Annotated in this window: 15 protein-coding genes; 4 read left to right on the top strand and 11 right to left on the bottom strand. The window is 64.4% G+C overall.

Annotation, left to right across the window (positions count from 1 at the left end; genetic code table 11):
- Positions 1 to 2: 2 nt before the first annotated feature.
- Both pfkB and ptsP read right to left on the bottom strand, forming a co-directional pair.
- Positions 3 to 944, bottom strand: a complete 942-nt coding sequence (gene pfkB / locus AC3RCP_RS05450; RefSeq protein WP_492569214.1) for a 1-phosphofructokinase — start codon at positions 942 to 944, stop codon at positions 3 to 5.
- Positions 944 to 3,805 carry a phosphoenolpyruvate--protein phosphotransferase gene (ptsP, locus tag AC3RCP_RS05445; protein ID WP_101336822.1) on the bottom strand — a complete coding sequence of 954 codons (2,862 nt, stop codon included), beginning with the start codon at positions 3,803 to 3,805 and terminating at the stop codon, positions 944 to 946. Before ptsP ends, pfkB begins: the two co-directional genes overlap by 1 nt.
- Positions 3,806 to 4,101: 296 nt before the next feature.
- Between ptsP and cra the strand changes: the two genes are divergently transcribed.
- Positions 4,102 to 5,097 carry a catabolite repressor/activator gene (cra, locus tag AC3RCP_RS05440; RefSeq protein ID WP_492569212.1) on the top strand — a complete coding sequence of 332 codons (996 nt, stop codon included), beginning with the start codon at positions 4,102 to 4,104 and terminating at the stop codon, positions 5,095 to 5,097.
- A 2-nt stretch (positions 5,098 to 5,099) separates the two neighbouring features.
- The gene (locus AC3RCP_RS05435; RefSeq protein WP_492569210.1) at positions 5,100 to 5,888 is read left to right on the top strand and encodes a TatD family hydrolase; all 789 of its coding nucleotides are present in this window, start codon (positions 5,100 to 5,102) and stop codon (positions 5,886 to 5,888) included.
- A gap of 1 nt (position 5,889) precedes the next feature.
- Here AC3RCP_RS05435 and AC3RCP_RS05430 read toward each other — a convergent pair whose 3' ends face one another.
- The 4 genes from AC3RCP_RS05430 to AC3RCP_RS05415 all read right to left on the bottom strand — a co-directional run bounded on the left by AC3RCP_RS05430 (position 5,890) and on the right by AC3RCP_RS05415 (position 11,783).
- Positions 5,890 to 6,594, bottom strand: a complete 705-nt coding sequence (locus tag AC3RCP_RS05430) for a methyl-accepting chemotaxis protein (protein WP_371860896.1) — start codon at positions 6,592 to 6,594, stop codon at positions 5,890 to 5,892.
- A gap of 1,528 nt (positions 6,595 to 8,122) precedes the next feature.
- Entirely contained in the window at positions 8,123 to 8,959 is an 837-nt protein-coding gene (gene ampE, locus AC3RCP_RS05425; RefSeq protein WP_007922276.1) for a regulatory signaling modulator protein AmpE, read from the bottom strand.
- Positions 8,956 to 9,516: a 1,6-anhydro-N-acetylmuramyl-L-alanine amidase AmpD gene (ampD, locus tag AC3RCP_RS05420; protein ID WP_101336819.1), complete on the bottom strand. Its 561-nt coding sequence runs from the start codon at positions 9,514 to 9,516 to the stop codon at positions 8,956 to 8,958. The genes ampE and ampD overlap by 4 nt, the downstream gene beginning before the upstream one ends.
- A 62-nt stretch (positions 9,517 to 9,578) precedes the next feature.
- Positions 9,579 to 11,783, bottom strand: a complete 2,205-nt coding sequence (locus AC3RCP_RS05415) for a DUF1631 domain-containing protein (protein ID WP_492569208.1) — start codon at positions 11,781 to 11,783, stop codon at positions 9,579 to 9,581.
- A gap of 341 nt (positions 11,784 to 12,124) precedes the next feature.
- Here AC3RCP_RS05415 and nadC point away from each other — a divergent pair, with 341 nt between their 5' ends.
- Complete coding sequence (gene nadC / locus AC3RCP_RS05410; RefSeq protein ID WP_007922269.1) at positions 12,125 to 12,973, top strand: carboxylating nicotinate-nucleotide diphosphorylase; 849 nt, start codon at positions 12,125 to 12,127, stop codon at positions 12,971 to 12,973.
- A 66-nt stretch (positions 12,974 to 13,039) separates the two neighbouring features.
- Here the strand turns inward: nadC and AC3RCP_RS05405 are convergent, their stop codons facing one another.
- Entirely contained in the window at positions 13,040 to 13,336 is a 297-nt protein-coding gene (locus AC3RCP_RS05405) for a DUF6388 family protein (protein ID WP_007922267.1), read from the bottom strand.
- 338 nt (positions 13,337 to 13,674) lie between these two features.
- Between AC3RCP_RS05405 and AC3RCP_RS05400 the strand changes: the two genes are divergently transcribed.
- Positions 13,675 to 14,454, top strand: a complete 780-nt coding sequence (locus tag AC3RCP_RS05400) for a hypothetical protein (protein ID WP_492569206.1) — start codon at positions 13,675 to 13,677, stop codon at positions 14,452 to 14,454.
- Between the two features lie 103 nt (positions 14,455 to 14,557).
- Here the strand turns inward: AC3RCP_RS05400 and AC3RCP_RS05395 are convergent, their stop codons facing one another.
- From AC3RCP_RS05395 to AC3RCP_RS05380, 4 genes are all read right to left on the bottom strand, one after another.
- Positions 14,558 to 15,682, bottom strand: a complete 1,125-nt coding sequence (locus AC3RCP_RS05395; protein ID WP_007922263.1) for an agmatine deiminase family protein — start codon at positions 15,680 to 15,682, stop codon at positions 14,558 to 14,560.
- 82 nt (positions 15,683 to 15,764) lie between these two features.
- Entirely contained in the window at positions 15,765 to 16,868 is a 1,104-nt protein-coding gene (locus AC3RCP_RS05390; RefSeq protein WP_101336815.1) for an extracellular solute-binding protein, read from the bottom strand.
- Positions 16,869 to 16,870: 2 nt separating this feature from the next.
- Entirely contained in the window at positions 16,871 to 17,779 is a 909-nt protein-coding gene (aguB, locus tag AC3RCP_RS05385) for an N-carbamoylputrescine amidase (RefSeq protein WP_492569204.1), read from the bottom strand.
- Between the two features lie 4 nt (positions 17,780 to 17,783).
- Positions 17,784 to 18,833 carry an agmatine deiminase family protein gene (locus AC3RCP_RS05380; RefSeq protein ID WP_492569202.1) on the bottom strand — a complete coding sequence of 350 codons (1,050 nt, stop codon included), beginning with the start codon at positions 18,831 to 18,833 and terminating at the stop codon, positions 17,784 to 17,786.
- Positions 18,834 to 18,950: the final 117 nt, after the last annotated feature.

Genomic DNA, 18,950 nt, shown 5'->3' with positions numbered 1-18,950 from the left:
TCTTATTGTTCTATGAGGGGATGAACGCGCACCCCCTGTTCAAGCTGTGCCAACTGCGCGGCATCGGTGATGCCGAAACCGATCTGGGTCACGGCCATGGCGGCGATGGCCGTGGCGGTGCGCAGGGTCTGTTCGAAACCATGGGCGCTGAGCAGGCCGTGGAGCATGCCGGCCAGCAACGAGTCGCCGGCGCCGACGGTGCTGGCCACGCTGACCTTGGGCGGCAGCGCCTGCAAGGCCGGCGCGGCGCTGAACCAGTTCACGCCTTCGGCGCCATGGGAAATCACTACATGCTCGACGCCCTGGGCGTGCAGGCGCCTGGCGGCTGCGGCCTGGGTCGCCAGCGACAGCAGCGGGCTGCCCAGGGCCTCGGCCAGTTCCTCGGTGTTCGGCTTGACCAGCCAGGGCCCGGCGGCCAGGCCGGCGCGCAGGGCTTCGCCGCTGGTGTCCAGCGCCACTTTCAGCCCCAGTGCCTTGAGACGGGTCAGCAAGGCGTGCAGCCATTGCGGGCTGACGCCGCGCGGCAGGCTGCCGGCCACCACCACCGCGTCATGCCCCGGGGCGATCTGTTCCAGGCGTTCGAGCAGCGCCTGTTGCGCCGCCACGTCGACCTCCGGGCCGGGGCCGTTGAGGTCGGTGATGCGCCCATCCTGTTCGGCCAGCTTGATGTTGCTGCGGGTTTCCCCCGGCACGCGAATAAAGGCGTCGACAAAACCGCGCCGGGCGAACAACGCCTCGAAGGCCTGGGGATTGTCTGCACCAAGAAAGCCGCTGACGGTCAGCTGATGGCCAAGGTCGGCCAGCACCTGGGCCACGTTCACGCCCTTGCCTGCGGCGTGAGTGTGCATGGCTTCGCTGCGGTTGACCTGCCCCGGTTCCAGGCGCGTCAGCTGGACGGTGAGGTCCAGCGCCGGGTTCAGGGTCAGGGTAAGAATCTTTGCCATTACATGGCCTCCACAAGGGCGCGCACATCGTTCGCGCTGCCGACGGCCAGGGCCTGTTCAGCAAGGGTTTGCGCCTGGGTCAGGCTGAGTTCGCGAATGCGTGCCTTGACCTCGGCGATGCTGCGTCCGGAGACGCTCAGTTCGTCCACACCCAGGCCGACCAGCACCGGCACCGCCAGCGGATCGGCCGCCAGCTCGCCGCACACGCCGACCCACTTGCCGTGGGCATGGGCCGCGCGCACGGTGATATCGATCAGTTGCAGCACCGCCGGGTGCAGGCCGTCGGCCTGGGCCGACAGGGTCGGGTGGCCACGGTCGATGGCCAGGGTGTATTGGGTCAGGTCGTTGGTGCCGACGCTGAAGAAGTCCACTTCCTTGGCCAGCACCGGCGCCAGCAAGGCGGCGGACGGCACTTCGATCATGATCCCCAGTTGCAGGTCGGCCACCGGGATTTCCTGGCGCAGGCGCTCGGTCATGTCGCGGGCGGCGCGCCATTCGTCGACGCTGCCGACCATGGGGAACATGATCCGCAGCGGGCGGTTGTCCGCCGAGCGCAGCAGCGCGCGCAGCTGGGCTTCCATGATCTGCGGACGTTGCAGGGTCAGGCGGATGCCGCGCACGCCGAGGAAGGGGTTTTCTTCCTTGGCGATCGGCCAGTACGGCAGCGGTTTGTCGCCGCCGACATCCAGGGTGCGCACCACCAGCGGCCGCCCGGCCAGGCCATCGAGCACGCGGCGGTATTCGGCTTCCTGGGTGGCTTCGTCCGGCGCTTGCGGGTGGGCCATGAAAATCAGCTCGGTGCGCAGCAGGCCAATGCCTTCGGCGCCGTTGTCCACGGCGCTGGTCACGCCCGCGCTTTCACCGATATTGGCGAAGACCTCGACGTGATGGCCATCAGTGGTGTGCGCCAGTTGATGGCGCTGTTCGGCGGCGGCCTTGAGCCGTTGCTCGCGGGTATCGCGCTCTTCGGTGGCCCGTTGCAGGGTGCCGGCATCGGCATCCACATGCAGGCGACCGCGCTGGCCATCGAGCAGCAGCGGCGTGCCCGGCTTGAGCAGCAGCACGCCAGCCCCGGCGCCGACCAGCGCCGGAATCCCCAGGGCGCGGGCAACGATCGCGCTGTGGGCGGTGGCGCCGCCACGGGCGGTAAGAATGCCGGCCACCCGCGCCGGATCGAGGCGCGCCACGTCCGACGGGCCGACCTCATCCATCACCAGGATGTAGGGTTCATCCGGCTCGACCGGGGTCTGCACTCCGCACAGCTGGGCCAGCACCCGGCGGCCGATGTCCCGCAGGTCGGCGGCGCGTTCGGCCAGCAGCGCATCGTGCAAGGCTTCCTGTTGCCGGGCGGCGGCTTCGATCACCGTCATCCAGGCCGCTGCGGCGCTTTCGCCCTGCTTGAGGCGGGTGTCGACTTCGTCGGTCAGTTCCGGGTCGTCGAGCATTTCCTGGTGGGTCACGAAAATCTCGCGAATCGCCTTGGCCTTGCTGCGCTGGATCAGGCCGTCGATGTCATGACGGACCTCGGCCAGGGCCTGTTGCAGGCGCTCGCGCTCGCTGGCGGTGGATTCGCCGCGCAACGGGTAGTCGAATGGCTGGATCACCTGGATATGCGCCGGGCCGATGGCGATGCCGGGCGCCGCCGGGATGGCCTGGACCAGGCTGCCGGAAGCCGGCGCGCTGATGGGCACCTCGATTTCTTCCGGCACTTCCTGGGGCGCACTGGCTTGCGCCACCGGCTCGACTTCTTCCCCCAGCCCTTCGGCGATGGCCGCCAGCAAGGCTGGCAGGGCGTCGGCGGCGATGTTCGGTTCGGCGATCAGCTCCAGGGTCTGGCCACGGCGGGCGCCGAGGCTCAGCAGCTTGCTCAGGCTCTTCACCGAGACGGCGGAGCCCGGTGTGTCGACGATGCGCACGCGGATCTCGCCCTCGAAGCTTTTCGCCAACTGCGCCAGGATCTTCGCCGGGCGCGCATGCAAGCCATGGGCGTTGGCCAGCACGATGCGCGCGCTCGGCCAGTCGGCCGGCAGTTCGCCACCCAGCACTTCCAGCACCGCACGGCTGCTGGTGGCCCGGCCCAGTTCATGGCCACGGCCTTCGATCAGCAGCGCGCACAGGCGCTCGAGCAGGGCCTGGTGGGCCTCGCCCAGGCTGGCCAGGCAGAACAGCCCGGCCAGGGGTTGGCCGAGGTAACGAATCGGTTTGTCCGGGGTGACGAAGGCCAGGCCCGGGCGCTTGACGGTCTGCTCGCTGTGCAGCCACCACAGGCCATCGCCCAGGGGCAGCGCCTCGACCTGTTGCAGCACGGCGGCAAAACCGTTGCTGACGCAATCGGCCTGGCGCAACAGGCGGGCGCCGCGCCATACCAGTTCTTCGAAATCTTCGGCGGCCACGCCCAGGCCGATCATCTGCGCATCCAGCGCCAGCTCCTGTGGCGCGCCTTGCAGCAGTTTCAGCAGGGCTTCGGGCGAGCTGGCGCGACGCAGGGCCTGGCCCAGGTCGGTTTCGCCGAGGGCGCGGGTCAAGAGTTGCAGCAGGCGCAGGTGTTCGTCGGATTTGGCGGCGATGCCGATCGCCAGATAGACGATCTGGCCATCGCCCCAGTCCACGCCCTCGGGAAATTGCAGCAGGCGCACGCCAGTGGCGAACACCTGGTCGCGGGTTTCCGGGGTGCCGTGGGGAATGGCAATACCTTGACCGAGAAAGGTCGAGCCCTGGGCTTCGCGGGCCTGCAGGCCAGCCAGGTAACCTTCGGCGACCAGGCCGTCGGCCACCAGTTTGTCGGCGAGCAGGTGCAGTGCGGCGGACTTATCCACGGCCGACTGGCCCATGGATATCTGCTCAATAGTGAGCTCGAGCATGCTTTCTCCTATTTAGCGCTGGGGCGCTAGGTATTGTTTTGAGTGAATCAGTCAGGCGGCGTTAATGCCACAAACGGGACCGTCGGCTTGGCGAGGCCCTGTTTCCGTTTGCTCATATTCCTAGAAAATACGCGTGCTGAAACGTTTAATCTACAATGACGGGCACGTTACTCGATAATCAATCATCCTTGAAGTCCTACCTGTCGGCTGCACGTTCCGACATTGGTCGCCTGCCCATATCGGTTAGGATTGGCGAAAATGTCGGGGCAAGCTCCAGAAAACAAGGAAAACCCGGGTTGAAACTCAGCGATATCGCCAGACTGGCCGGTGTGTCCGTCACCACCGCCAGCTACGTCATCAACGGCAAGGCCGAACAGCAACGCATCAGCAACGCGACCGTCGAACGGGTCCGGGCGGTGGTCGAGGAGCATGGCTTCACGCCCAACCCTCAAGCCGCCGGGCTACGCAGTCGGCGGACCCGGACCCTGGGTTTCATCCTGCCAGACCTGGAAAACCCCAGTTACGCGCGCATTGCCAAGTTGCTCGAGCAAGGCGCCCGCGCCCGTGGTTACCAGTTGCTGATCGCCAGCTCCGACGATGCCCCGGACAGCGAGCGGCAGTTGCTGCAACTGTTCCGCGCGCGCCGCTGCGATGCGCTGTTCGTCGCCAGCTGCCTGCCGCCGGAGGATGACATCTATCGCCTGTTGCAGGCCCAGGGCCTGCCGATCATCGCCATCGACCGGGTGATGGAGCCGGAGTTTTTCTGCTCGGTGATCAGCGACGACCAGCAAGCCAGCCTGCAATTGACCCGCAGCCTGCTGCAGCCCCAGCCGCGGCAGATCGCCCTGATCGGCGCCCGCCCCGAGCTGGGCATCAGCCGCGAACGCGCCGCCGGCTTCAAGCAGGCGCTGGAAGGTTTCGACGGCCAGGTGCTGATCGAACAGGGCGAAGCCTTCAGCCGCGACTGCGGGCGCCAGTTGATGGAGGCGCTGCTGGAGCGCCTGGGCCATCTGCCGGATGCCCTGGTGACCACCTCCTATGTGTTGCTGCAAGGGGTGTTCGACGCGCTGCATGACTTTCCGCTCAAGTCGCGGCCGCTGCGCCTGGGCACCTTCGGCGATACCCAACTGCTGGACTTTTTGCCGCTGCCGGTCAATGCCATGGCCCAGCAGCACCAGCTGATCGCCGACAAGGCCCTGCAACTGGCCCTGGCCGCCATTGAAGAAGCCCATTACCAACCCGGCGTGAACGCCATCGCCCGGACCTTCAAGCAGCGCATTCACGAGGCTTGAACGTGGAACTGATCGACAGCCACACCCATCTGGATTTTCCGGATTTCGACGCGGATCGTCAGGCGCTGCTGGCGGCCAGCCGCGCCCTCGGCGTGCGGCGGATGGTGGTGCTGGGGGTTTATCAGCGCAATTGGCAGCGGCTCTGGGAGCTGGTGCAGAGCGATGCCAACCTGCACGCCGCCTTCGGCCTGCACCCGGTTTATCTCGACGAGCACAGCCCAGCCGACCTGATTGAGCTGGGCGACTGGCTGACCCGCCTGGCGGGCCACCCGCAGCTGTGCGCGGTGGGCGAGATCGGCCTGGACTATTTTCTCGAACAGCTGGATCGCCAGCGCCAGCAGCAGCTGTTCGAAGCGCAACTGCAACTGGCCGCGGACTTCCAGCTGCCGGCCCTGCTCCATGTACGGCGCAGCCATGCCGCGGTGATTGCCACCCTCAAGCGCTTCAAGCTCAAGCGCGCCGGCATCATCCACGCCTTCGCCGGCAGCCGCGAGGAAGCCCGCGAGTACCTCAAGCTGGGGTTCAAACTGGGCCTGGGGGGCGCCGCGACCTGGCCGCAGGCCCTGCGCCTGCGCAAGGTCATCGCCGACTTGCCGCTGGACGCGGTGGTGCTGGAAACCGACTCGCCGGACATGGCGCCGGCCATGTACCCCGGCCAGCGCAACAGCCCGCAGCACCTGCCCGACATCTGCACGGCCCTGGCCGAAATCATGGCCATCAGCCCCGAACAACTGGCGGCGGCCAGTACCGCCAACGCTTGCGCGCTGTTCGGCTGGCCCCACAGCGCCTGAATCAGACCCGGAACGCGCTGATCAACTGCTTCAACTGCACCACCTGCGCGGACAACTGGCGGCTGGCGTTTTCAGTCTGGTACGCGCCTTCGGCGGTGCGCTCGCCGGCGCGGTTGATCTCGACGATGTTCTGATCGATGTCGTGGGCCACCGCGGTCTGCTGCTCCACCGCCGCGGCGATCTGCTGGTTCTGGTCGACGATCATGCCCACCGCCCCGAGGATGTTCTCCAGCGCCTGCTGGACCTTTTCCGACTGTCCGACCGTGCCATTGGCCATCTGGTGGCTGATGCCCATGGCCTTGACCGCCGCCCCCACGCCGCCGTGGAGCTTGACGATCATCTGCTCGATTTCCTCGGTCGATTGCTGGGTGCGCTTGGCCAGGGTCCGCACCTCGTCGGCCACCACCGCGAAGCCGCGCCCCTGCTCGCCAGCACGGGCCGCTTCGATGGCGGCGTTGAGGGCCAGCAGGTTGGTCTGCTCGGCGATGCTCTTGATCACCTCCAGCACCCGGCTGATGGCCTGGCTGTCGCTGGCCAGCTGGTTGATCACCAGCACCGACTGGTCGATCTCGCTGGCCAACTGGGCAATGCTGCCTTGCTGGGATTCCACCAAGCCGCGCCCGCTGACGGTCTCGTCGTTGACGCTGTGGGCGCTGCTGACCGCGGCCGCAGCGCTGCGCGCGACTTCCTGGGACGTGGCGGACATCTGGTTCATCGCCGTCGCCACCTGCTCGATCTGGCTGCGCTGCCCCGCCACCGCCTGGTTGCTCTGGGCCGACACGGCTTCCACCTGCCCGGCCTGGTGCTCGACTTCACCGACGGTCTTGCCCACTAGCTCGATCAGGTCGTGGATCTTCGCCACGGTGCCGTTGAACACGGTGCCCAGTTCCCCCAGTTCATCGCGGCTCTGGGCATCGAAGGTGACGGTCATGTCGCCGGCCGCCACCTTGTCCATCATCGCGCCCAGGCGCTTGAGGGTGGTGCGGGTCGAGACATAGAACGCGCCGTAGAGATAGAAGATCAGCAGGAACACCGCCGCCAGCGCCACCACCAGCAGCACCATGTGCGTGCGGTTCTGCCCCAGCCGCTGTTGCAGTTCCTCGCCGAGGAACTTCAGGGTCGCCTCGTTGAGCTGGTAGGTCTGCGCCATCAACCCGCTGACCTGGTCGTAAAAGCCCTGCCAGGGCGCATCCAGGGTATCGGCCATCACCACCTGCTCTTCGAACAGCTCGCTGGCTTGCTTGAGGCTGCCTTTACTGGCGCTGGCCAGGGCGTCCAGCGCGCCCTGGGCGGCCTTGCTCGATCCCAGCGCATCCTGCAGTTTCAGGCCGTATTCGGCCTGGAGCTTTTCGATCTGCACCAGCAACTCGTCGAAACGGGTGCTGGCGGATGAGTTGAGAAAGCCTTGGCCCAGGGAATACGCGCCCATCGCCCGCCCTTCGCCGAGGACCTGGGTCACCTGGGGCGTGACGCTGGTCAGCAGTTCGCTCAACTGCCGCACATCGCTCTGGGTGTCGCGGCTCAGGCCCGACTGGCTGGCGATGATCTGGCTGAAAATCTGCGCACTGCCCAGGAGCTTGCCAATCAGCGCGCTTTTGCTTTGCAGCGAGCTTTCCGCCTGTTGCGCCTTGAAGGCGGCGATCATTTCATCGCGCTTGCCGTCGAACACGCCGATCTGCTCAGGGTCCACGGTGACCGCAGCCAAGCCCTGCAAGCGCTCAAGCACGGACTTTTCCAGGGTGCCTATCTTGCTCTCGATATCCCCGGCCTTGCCGGACTGCCCCAGGGTCGCGTTGATCTGCACCATGTTGTTCAGGGTTTCCAGGTCGCGGCGCAGGGTCAGGCTGCTGCCCAACAGGTCCAGGCTTTGCAGCTCGACCTGGGTGCCCTGGAATTCACGGTAGGAATCGCGCACCAGATAAAAGTTGGTGACCAGCATCGGCAGGAAAAACAGCACGCTGATCAGGCTGAACTTCATGCCGAAGCTCAGGCGGTTCATCAGGGCAATGGCGGGATAGAGCAAGCTCTTCACAAGAAGTCTCCCTTTTTGCTTTTATTTTTATTGGCAGGTACGCGAAGACGGCAGATAGCCACTATTTGGCGCTGCTTCTGTATAGCTCAAATCGGCAAAAGGGTTTGTAACTTAAGGTTAACCGCGGGGACGGCGGACGGATGGAAGGCTTCAGTTGCGCTGGCGAGACCGGGGCTCGCCAGCGCTCACTCGCGGCTCGTCGTCAGGGCAGCACGGTCCACAGGGCGAAACCGGCGTACCAGAGCACCGCGGCCCGCAGCAACAGTTCCCAGATCCGGTCCAGGCTGAGAATGCCGTCCGGCCCGGTGATCGGCGCGGGGATTTCCGCGGCGACCAGGCCGACCTTTTCCACCAGCTGCGCGGCGCTGATGTTCCAGTTCAGCAGTTCGTGGAGCATCACGCGGCTGACCGCGACGAAGTTGCCCACCAGGGCGAAGCTGGCCGCCAGCAGGCGTACCGGCAACCAGTCGAAGGCATGCCGCAGTTGCCCGGCGCGCTCGGCGACCGCCGGGTTCTTGCTGTGCTCGGCGGCCAGCGCCAGCAGGCGATAGCTCAATGCGGCCACCGGGCCCAGCAGGAAGTACCAGAAGATCACCGCGAAAAAGCTCTGGTAGGCCTGCCACAACAGGTGCCCCTGAACCCGCTCGAGCAACTGCTCGCCACTGTCGGCGCAGATATCCAGGTCGCGCTTGGCGACATGTGCCGCGGCTTGCAGGTCCTCGCGGCGCCAGGCATCGCGAAACGGTCCGAGTTCGCCCAGCAGGTCGCCCCGCCCCAGGCTGTAGATCACCACCAGCAGATGCACCGGCAACGCCAGCAGGCCGTAGGCCAGCGGCTCCAGTACCAGCAACAGCAACCCCAGCAGCACTGCCGGCAGCAGCACCAGCAGCGCCAGCACCCACCAGGGACGCTTGGCCAGACGCGGACTGGCCTCCTGCCCAAGCAATTGACGCAGCCACGGCTCGTCATGCTGAACGCGCTGGCGCAAGGCCGAGAACTTCTCGATCCAGACCGCCAGCAACAACACCAGAAAACTCATTGTCCTTCCCCTTCGTTCAGGGCCGCGCGATAGCGTACCCAGTCGAATCCGGGCCCCGGATCGGTCTTGCGCCCCGGAGCGATATCGCTGTGCCCACAAATCCGCTGTGGGGTAATGGCCTTGAAGGCCTGCCGCAACTGCCGGGTCAAGGCAACCAGCGCGTCGTACTGGGCATCGGTGAATGGCAGCTCGTCGGTGCCTTCCAGTTCGATCCCCAGGGAAAAATCATTGCAGCTTTCGCGCCCGTCGAACCACGACACGCCAGCGTGCCAGGCGCGGTCCAGACAGGAGACAAACTGAGTCACGGTTCCGTCACGTTCGATCAAAAAATGCGCGGACACGCGCAGGTCGGCGATCCCGGCAAAATAGGGGTGCTCTGTGACATCGAGACGGTTCTGGAAGAATTCCTGCACTTTGCCCGTCGCGAACTGCGCCGGCGGCAGGCTGATGTTGTGGATCACCAGCAGGGAAATTTCATCCGCGGGGCGTGCGTTGAAATTGGGTGACGGGCAATGGCGAACGCCGTGACACCAGCCGCTTGCGGGGTCCAACTGCATACCGATTCCTTCAACGAAGCCTGTGACGGCTCAGTATGCCGCGTTCCACGCCCAGGTTGCGATCACTTGCCGCGATTGAGTCGCTGCAAATTGCCGATCACCGATTCCAGCGCCCGGTCGAACAGCAAGGTGTCGTCCAGCTCACGCACGGCCCCGCGCTGAAACTCCAGGGCCAGGCCGACCCGGGTGCGCTCCAGGACCTTCATGCCGGTGCGGTTGACGAAGATGTACTTGTCGCCGGGTTGCACGATGGCCGCCAGCTTGCAGCGCACGCTGTTGTCCTCGTCCTCGAGGAATTCGACCCAGGCCCCCAGCCGCAGCTGTTCGACCCGCAGCAACCCGGGATCGTTGGCCGCCAGCGCCAGGGGCGCGGCCTCCAGCGGGCCCTCTTCGGCGCAGGGCAGGATGATGTGCTCCTCGACCGCGACCATCGCCGGCTGCTCGTCCGCCACACCTGGCCGATGCTGCCCGGCGTCCTGAGCAAAGTGCTCGAACGCCTGCAGGTGCAAGGCTTCCAGCTGGCTGAAGAACTCGCTGGTGGCGAACGGATCGAACGCTGCGCTGTTCAAGCCGTCGCGCAGCGCCTTGAGCAGGTCGGGCACCAGCGCCAGCAGCTGCATGGCGGCATCCGGATCGGTGTGACGCTGCACGCTCCAGATCAGTTGCTCCATGGTCTGCAGCCCCTGGCGCCATTCGCTGGACTGCTCGCCATGCTTGAGACAGGTCAACAGCAAGACCTTGCTCCAGGCCTGTTGCACGAACTCGACGACCGTCAGCGGCAGGACCTTGCCCAGCAACCCTTCGTTCAACGCCTGCTCGACGCGACGGCGCGCCAGTTCGGCCTTGGCCCGGCCCTCTTCGGCGTCACGAGTGCGCTGTTCCAGCAGCTCGCTGCGGCGCCGCTCGTCACTGGTGAAGGCGAGAAACTCGGCGAGCAGCTCGGAAAAGATCGCCGGGTCGTCGACGAAGTCGCTCAACAGCCGCTGCACCACCTGCTCGATACGCAGGTACAGGCTGTCGCGCTGATAATCGTCGCAACTGCCCCAGCCCATGGCCGCGGCGGCGATTTCATTGAGCAGGCGGCGTGCCGGATGGCTGCTGCGGCTGAAGAAACTCTTGTCCAGCACCGCGACCTTGAGCATGGGGATCTGCAAGCGGCCGATCAGGGTCTTCAAGGATTCCGGCAGGTTGCGATCGGCCAGGATGAATTCGAAGAGCATGGCCACCAGGTTGATCACGTCCTCGTCGGCCACTCCAACCACCCGCGACTTGCCACTCTTTACGCTGACCCGGGTCAACAGCTGTTCCAAGTGGTTGCGCAGGTCGAAATCGTCCTGGGTGCCCGCCGGCACGTAGTGCTGCAGGTGAGACAGCAGGCGCAGCAGGTCACGGGTGGAAATGGGCTGGGTTTCGGCGCTCGCCTCGAGGGTCGGCACCACGCTGCCGCGGACATGCGACAGCAGCTCCTGCAAGGCGGCGAACACTTGCTGAACGCTTTCGTCCATTTGCGCCTCGCCGGGCTCCGGCGTGGCCTGGATACTCGCGGCCGCCTGATCGATAGACCGGCGCGCCGGCGCGGGCTTGAGCTCCGGCAACACGCCCGTGGCGGCCAACAGCTGATTGGCTTCGGCGTACAGCTGGTCGGCTTCGCTGAGCACATAACGTTCGAACAGCTTGAGAATGATCAGCTTGACCTTGATCTCCACCCCCAGGCTGCGCCCGGACTCGAGGAAATACTCGCAGAGCATGGCCGGGCCCAAGGGGTTGCTGCGGTCATCCAGGCGCTTGCCCAGCAGCGCGTTCAGGCGCGCGGTGAGCTGGCCAAGGGCAAAGCCGTCACGGTTGCCGGCCTTGGCGACCATCGCCTCGAGGGCCACGGTGCGCTCCAGGTCATCCTGGCAGGTGTCAGCGGGTGGGACGTAGGCGACGGCCTGGGCGATCGCCGGCGCAGGGTCGTACTGGACCAGGCCGACAAAGGCCTCGAAGAGTTTTTCCAGGAAGCCGCGCTCGATGCTTTTGCGTTTCAGGCGCAGGTCGCGCATGGCTTCGAAAAAGGTGTTCTGGTCGACATTGTTCTGGGCCCGGTCGGCCATCTCGAACAAGGTGTCGTCGGCGTTATCGAACAGTTCCTGCAGGCCATGGCGCAGTTGCTGGGCGGCCTTGTCACGGACCTGAAGCAGAATCACAGGCAGGCGGGCGAGCGGCGAAGGGTTCGCCTGATCCGTAGCCACCTTGTGCAAAGGCACTACATTCCCGTCGTTGTGCATCCAAGCCTCCTGAAAGGTTTTCTCTGCCGCGCAATAAAAGGTCGGTCGACGCTCACAGTCGAGTCCCAGCAGGCATCGATACGCACCGCTGCATTTCAAATATTGGGGAGCCAAGCAAACGTCAAAGCTATGACGTCAATTAGAAGTCGGATTATCTGGCAAAAGCCCCTTCTTGTGCCAGCAGACTCTGCGCGGGCTTTGAAATAGTGCTCCTATAGCGACCGCCCTTTCTCGCAAACGGCTCATGCCAGGCGACCAAATGCAGGTACTGGAGGGGCGCCGCCTTGGGTTCGCTTGCGCCATGGCCCTATAATCGGGCCACTTTGTTTGTGGAGCCTGCTATGCCGAATCTACGCCTCGCCGACCTGACCGCCGAAATCGAAGCCAACGTGCGCCGTGCGTTGCTGGAAGACATCGGCAGCGGCGATATCACCGCGCAACTGATCCCGGCCGAACGCCTGGCCAAAGCCACCATCATTACCCGCGAAGCGGCGATCGTCAGTGGCACGGCCTGGGTTGACGCGGTGTTCCGCCAGCTCGATCCGCGGGTCGCCGTGCATTGGCAGGTGCGTGACGGCGAGCGCGTCAGCCCCAACCAGGCCTTGTTCCACCTCGAAGGTCCGGCCCGTTCGCTGCTCAGCGGCGAACGCTGCGCCCTGAACTTCCTGCAGCTGCTGTCCGGCGTGGCCACCCGCGCGCAGTATTACGCCGACTTCGTCGCCGATACCCAGGTCAAGTTGCTGGATACCCGCAAGACCCTGCCGGGGCTGCGCCTGGCGCAGAAGTACGCGGTGACCTGCGGTGGCTGCCACAACCACCGCATCGGCCTGTACGACGCCTTCCTGATCAAGGAAAACCATATTGCCGCGTGCGGCGGTATCGCCCAGGCGATCAGCGCCGCCCACAGGATCGCCCCGGGCAAGCCGGTGGAAGTCGAAGTGGAAAGCCTGGAAGAACTCAAGGAAGCCCTGGCGGCGGGCGCGGACATCATCATGCTCGACGAGCTGAGCCTGGACGACATGCGTGAAGCGGTTCGCCTGAATGCCGGCAAGGCCAAGCTGGAAGCCAGCGGCGGGATCAATGAAAGCACCTTGCGCCCGATCGCCGAGACCGGCGTCGACTACATTTCGATCGGGGCGATGACCAAGGATGTGAAGGCGGTCGACCTGTCGATGCGCTTGAGCCTCTGATTTTCAAAAGCCTGCGCGATACCCCCAAAGAAAAACGCCAGCCCCTGAAAGACTGGCGTTTTTGCATCAGTCGTCGATTTCGTTGAGTTCCAGGTAGTCCTGAAGGTCCATGCCCAGGGCCTCGGCCACCTCCTGATGGACCTCCAGGCGCATGGCCTTGAGCTCCTCGGGCGACTCGGCCACCAACTCCAGCACAAGCTCCCACGGCTCGATGCCGCGCGACTCCGCTTCGTCCTCGAACGCCCACTGGGCCTGCTGCTTCTGCTCCTGCGGGCTCAGGGCGCTGATTTCTTCCTGCAAGGAAGGCGTGGCAGCCAGGTACTTTTCAAGGGCTACGTCAATTCTGGCTTCTTTAGGAATCATCTCGTTCTCTCTGATCATGGGAATGGAAGATGGATCTGGATCGTTGGGATCTCTTTGCCGCAAAAAAGCGCTGTGAAAGCCGATTTATCTGGCCGTGAACCATTCGGGATCATCTGAAAACCATTCAGACAGGCTGCGAATATAGGGCCTTTGTCTGCGGATGCATACGAATCGTTACAGCGCACCGACAAAAAACCTGTCCGTTCGCTCAAGGCACTTTCACGAAAAATACGTTGTTACACTCCACTCCCCGAGCCACCTTCTTGCCCCTGGAACAAGAAGGCAAGGACGCAGTCATAGCGATGTGCCATATCGGCACTTCACAAGGAAACCCAGTGATGTTCAGCCGCACTCAGCGTTCGTCCGCCTTCCTCGCCACCAGCCTCTCCACCCTGATCCTCAGCAGCCTGTCACTCTCCGCCCAGGCCGTCGAATTCAACTCCAGCAGCGCCTCGTACTCGGACAGGATCTCGGCCCTGCACCAGGAAGTAGACCTCAAGTACACCGTCCGCCCCAGCGGCTTCACCGTGGACGACCTGCAAAAGCTGCAGGACGGCCTCAAGAGCAGCAGCGCCGAACTGGAAAAGCTCAAGGACGTCGTCAACAGCCAGGCGCGCCTGATCGAAGAGTTCAAACGCAACACCGGCAGCAGCTCCAGCTCCACTGCCAGTGAGGTGAGCAACCTCAAGAAAACCACCGGCGAGCAAGCCAACCAGCTGAAAAAGCTGGAAACCCAGCTTGAAGAGTTCAAGCGCAACAGCGGCACAAGCTCCAGTTCGAGCACCAGTGAAGTGAACAGCCTCAAGCGCGTTACCAGCGACCAGGCCAACGAACTGGACAAGCTCGGCAAGCAGATCGAGGAGCTCAAGCGTGGCAGCAGTTCAAGCTCCAGCTCGAACTCCAGCGAACTGACCAGCCTCAAGAGCACGGTCAGTACTCAAGCCAGCACCCTGGATAAGCTGGCAAGTCAGATCGATGACCTCAAGCGCGGCAGCAGCTCAAGCTCCAGTTCGAGTTCCAGCGAGCTGTCCAGCCTCAAGAGCGAGGTCAGCAATCAGGGCCAGAACCTGGACCAACTCAAACGCAGCCTCGAGGACCTGAGAAGCAAGGTGAAGTGATTCAAAGCCAGTAAACACGACAAAGCCCGCTCGATGCGGGCTTTGTTGTATAGAAGAATCGAGTCAGATCCGCTCCCTAGGTCTTACGCACCCAAAAGCCACCTCACACCCGTGGCAGATGCTTGCTCACGCAATGAATGCCGCCGCCACCCGCGGCGATCGGGTCGATATTGACCTGTTCCACCACCCGCCCCGGATAAAGCCTGGCCAGCAGGTCCTTGCAGTACTGGTCCGCCGCCGCGTCACCAAACTGCGGAGCGATCACCGCGCCGTTGATCGGCAGGAAGTTGATGTAACCCGGCGCGAAATCCGGGTTGTCGCGGGTATACAGGTTGCTGCGCATCCTGGTCGGCGGCGGCAGGGTGTGGACCACCAGCTTGCGGCCATCGGCGTCGGTGGCGGCATTGAGGATTTCCAGGTGCCTGCGCGTCACGGCGTAGTCGTAGGACCCGGGGTCATTGTCCAGGTTGGCGATGACCACGCCGGGCTTGACGAAGCGCGCATAAAAATCGACATGGGCATCGGTGATGTCCTTGTCCTTGATACCCGGCAACCAGATGATCTTGCGCAGGCCGAGGTTGGCCTTCAGCTCGGCTTCGATCTGCGCCTTGCCCAGCCCCGGGTTGCGGTTGTCGTTGATCCAGCAGCTCTCGGTGATGATCGCGGTGCCATGCCCGTCCACCTCGATGCCGCCGCCCTCGCCCACCAGCGCGCTACGAACGTAGTCGGCCTCCATCTCCTCGCTCAGGGTATCGGCCACGCGGGTGTCGTTGGCCGAGGTCTGCTTGTCGCCCCAGCCGTTGAAGTTGAAATCCACCAGGCCCAGGCCGCCCGCGCCGTCGACCACGAAGCAGCCGCCGTAGTCGCGCACCCAGACGTCGTCCAGCGACAAGGTCAGGAAGTCGATATTGCTGGTGCCACACTTGCTCTTGGCCAATGACAGCTGGCTGGCGCGACACAGCACGGTCACCGGTTGATACTTGGCGATGGTCCTGGCCAGCAGGGCGATGGTGTCGTTCACCGCGCCCGCCCAGTCCTCCCAGACCCGGGACGACGCGCCGAAGGCCAGGATCACCCGCTCCTGCGGGCCGTGCTCGTCGGGCATGTACCAGTTGCCGGCCGAGGCGGCGAAAATGCGCGGGGCGCCAAAGCCGAGGCCAAGGGAGGCGGCGGCACCGACTCCGCTGGCCGCCATCAGCTGCTTGATGAAGTCACGGCGTGTAGGCATGAGGTGTTCTCTGTTGAGTGAATCTCGAAGGGCGTGGCCACCCGATTACCGGGTGCCCGCCCTGCTCTGGCGGTTGCTGGCCTCAGTCGTGAAGGCTGGTCTTGAAGGTGGTCCAGGCGCGCATTCGCGCCCGCATGTCGCGCTGCGCAATGTCCTTGCCGGGGATCAGCCGCCCATAGGTGGCCGCGTCCACATAGATATCCGGATTATTGCGCATGTCGGCCGCCACCATCGGCCTGGCCTTGGCGCTGGAGGTGGGATAGCCGGTGGCGTTGCTGATCGCCGCCATGTTTTGCGGGCGCATGATGAAGTTGATCAGCGCATAGGCGTATTCCGGGTGGCGGGCATCGGCCGGGATGGCCATGGTGTCCATCCACACCGTGGTGCCCTCCCGCGGAATACGGTATTGGAAGCGCGCCCCCTTGCCGGCCTCGTCGGCGGTACGCTGGGCCTGGGTCATGTCGCCGCTGTAGCCGAGGGACAGGCAGATGTCGCCATTGACCAGCTGGGTCACCGGCTGCGACTGGAACTTGCGGATGTACGGCTTGATGCCCTTGAGCAACGCCACCGCCTCGGCCAGTTCGTCCGGCTTGCTGCTGCGCGGGTCGTGGCCCAGGTAGTTGAGCACCACGGCCAGCACTTCGTCGGGCGAGTCGATCATGGAGATGCCGCAATCGGCGAACTTCGCCGCGACCTCGGGCTTGAAGATCATATCCAGGCTGTTCACTGGCGCATTATTCAGACGCTTGTCGATCATCGCCTGGTTCCAGGTCAGGCCGATGGTGCCCCAGGTGTAGGGCACGGTGGCATTCCGCGAATGTGGATACAGGGCCTGCAACGTGCGCAAGCCGGGCTCGATGTCATCCAGGTGCTCGAGCTTGCCCTGATCGAGCTTCTGCAGGGCACTGGCGCGCATCAGGCGTTCGGCCACGGTGTCGCCGGGGAAGATCAGGTCATAACCACTGTGGCCGGACATCATTTTGGCTTCCAGCGTCTCGCTGCTGTCCATCACGTCGTAGATGACCTGGATACCGGTCTCGTGAGTGAAGGCAGCCAGGGTCTGCGGGGCGAAGTAGTCCGCCCAGTTGTACAGGCGCAGGACCTTGTCCTCGGCCTGGACGCTGAACTGCGAACAACCCAGGCCAAGGCCCAAGGCAAGCACCGACAGTTTCTTGATGAGATTCATCTTCAGGCTCCCTGGCGCGACCAGTGTTCATGGGTTCGGCAACCGTCCAGGCCCAGCAGCGGGCCGTACATTTCCGGGCGGCGATCCCGGTAGATGCCCCAGCTCAGGCGTTCCTCGGCCATGGCGGCAAGATCCAGCCGCTGTACCAGCACGCCCGTAGTGTCACGGTCAGCCTCGGCCAGCAGCTTGCCCTTGTGATCAGTGATGAAGGACGAGCCGTAGAAACTCATCCGCAACTGCGGATCGGTGGTTGCCGCCTCTTGCCCGACACGGTTGGCCGCTATCACCGGCAGGATGTTGGCGGCCGCGTGGCCACGCTGGGTCAGTTGCCAGTGGTCGCGCGAGTCCAGCCCGGCGGCGCCCGGCTCGGAGCCGATGGCCGTGGGATAGAGCAGCACCTGCGCGCCCATCAAGGCCAGGCAGCGGGCGGTCTCGGGGAACCACTGGTCCCAGCAGATGCCCACGCCTATGCGGCCGAAAGCGGTATCCCAGACGCGGAAGCCGGTATCGCCGGGGCTGAAGTACTCCTTCTCCTGGTAGCCGATGGCGTTGGGGATGTGGGTCTTGCGGTAGACGCCAAGCAGGCGGCCGTCGGCATCGGCCACCGCCAGCGAATTGAAGAAGGCATTGCCGGCACGCTCGAACCAGCTCAGCGGCAGCACCACACCCAGTTCCCGGGCGAGGTCGGCGAAGCGCCGGAGTACGGCGCTTTTGCCATATTCCTGCGCCAGGGCCAGGTGCTTGTGGTCCTGCTCGATGCAGAAGTACGGGGTGGCGAACAGCTCCTGCAGGAGGATCAATTGCGCGCCCTTGGCGGCGGCTTCCCGCACCAGTTGCTCGGCCTGGTCGAGGTTGTCCTCCAGATTCCAGCTGCAGGCGAACTGGGTGGTGGCGACGGTCAGATGAGTCATGGCATTACCCCTTCAGCGGCCAGGCCGGTTGCTGCTGGGTGATGCAGTGCACACCACCGCCGCCGTGGGCCAGCTGGTTGATCCGCACCGGCACCACCTCACGCCCGGGGAAAGCCAGGCGCAGGGTCGCCGCGGCCTCGTCATCGGCTGCGATACCGTAGGCCGGCATGATGATCGCGCCATTGGCGATGTAGAAATTGGTGTAGGAAGCGCAGAACACCTCGGCCTCCTGGTCCACGGCATCGCTGGCTTCGAAGAGTTCGAGCATTTCGAAGCGGCGTCCCTGGGCATCGGTGGCCAGTTCCAGGGCGCGGCGGTTCTCGCGCACGACCTCGGCGTACACCGAAGATGAATCCCGGGTCGCGTCCACCAGCAGCACACCGGGTCGGGCGAAGGCGCAGACGCCGTCGACGTGGCCGTCGGTCATGTCGCCGGTCACGTAGTCGGGATCGCCGGGCAGCCAGATGGTTTTCTTCACGCCCAGCAGGCGCGCGAAGATCTCCTCCATTTCGGCCTTGCTCATGCCGGGGTTGCGGTTGCCGTTGAGCAGTACCGATTCGGTGGTGATCAGGGTGCCCTGCCCGTCCACATGGATGGCGCCGCCTTCGTTGGTCAGCGATGTGTCGAAGCATTGCAGGCCGAGGCTGTCGAGGATCCGCCGCGCCAGGCTTTGGTCCAGGTCGCAAGCCGACTTGCCGCCCCAGGCGTTGAAGCGCCAGTTGACTCCGGCCGTGCCCAGGCGCGGATGGCAGACGAAACTCGGGCCGGAGTCGCGGCACCAGCTGTCGTTGATCGCCAGCTCGACCAGCTCGATATTCGCTCCACACAACTCACGGGCTCGCGCCACTGCACAGGGGTCAACCACCATCTTCACCGGTTCGAAACGGGCGATAGCGTTAGCCACACGGGCAAAGTCGACCTGCACCTCGGCCAGGGTCACGCCCCAGCTGTTTCCCCACAGGGCCTGGTTATGGGGAAAAGCCATCCAGGTGGCGGCGTGCTGTACCCATTCGGCGGGCATGAACCAGCCGTTCTGCGCATCGTTGAATTGCATACAAGTACCTTCAGTTAAGATTTTGTTATCACTGAAAACCGCGACCGCGGCCATGACTTGTATGCTAGGCCTGTAAAAACGACCGAACAAACGATAGATTTTGTCGAATTCTGATTA

It is taken from the genome of Pseudomonas sp. GW822-FHT05A08, from assembly GCF_058800485.1.
The sequence above is the reverse complement of the archived record's forward strand: the minus strand, read 5'-3'. Positions and strand labels throughout refer to the sequence as shown.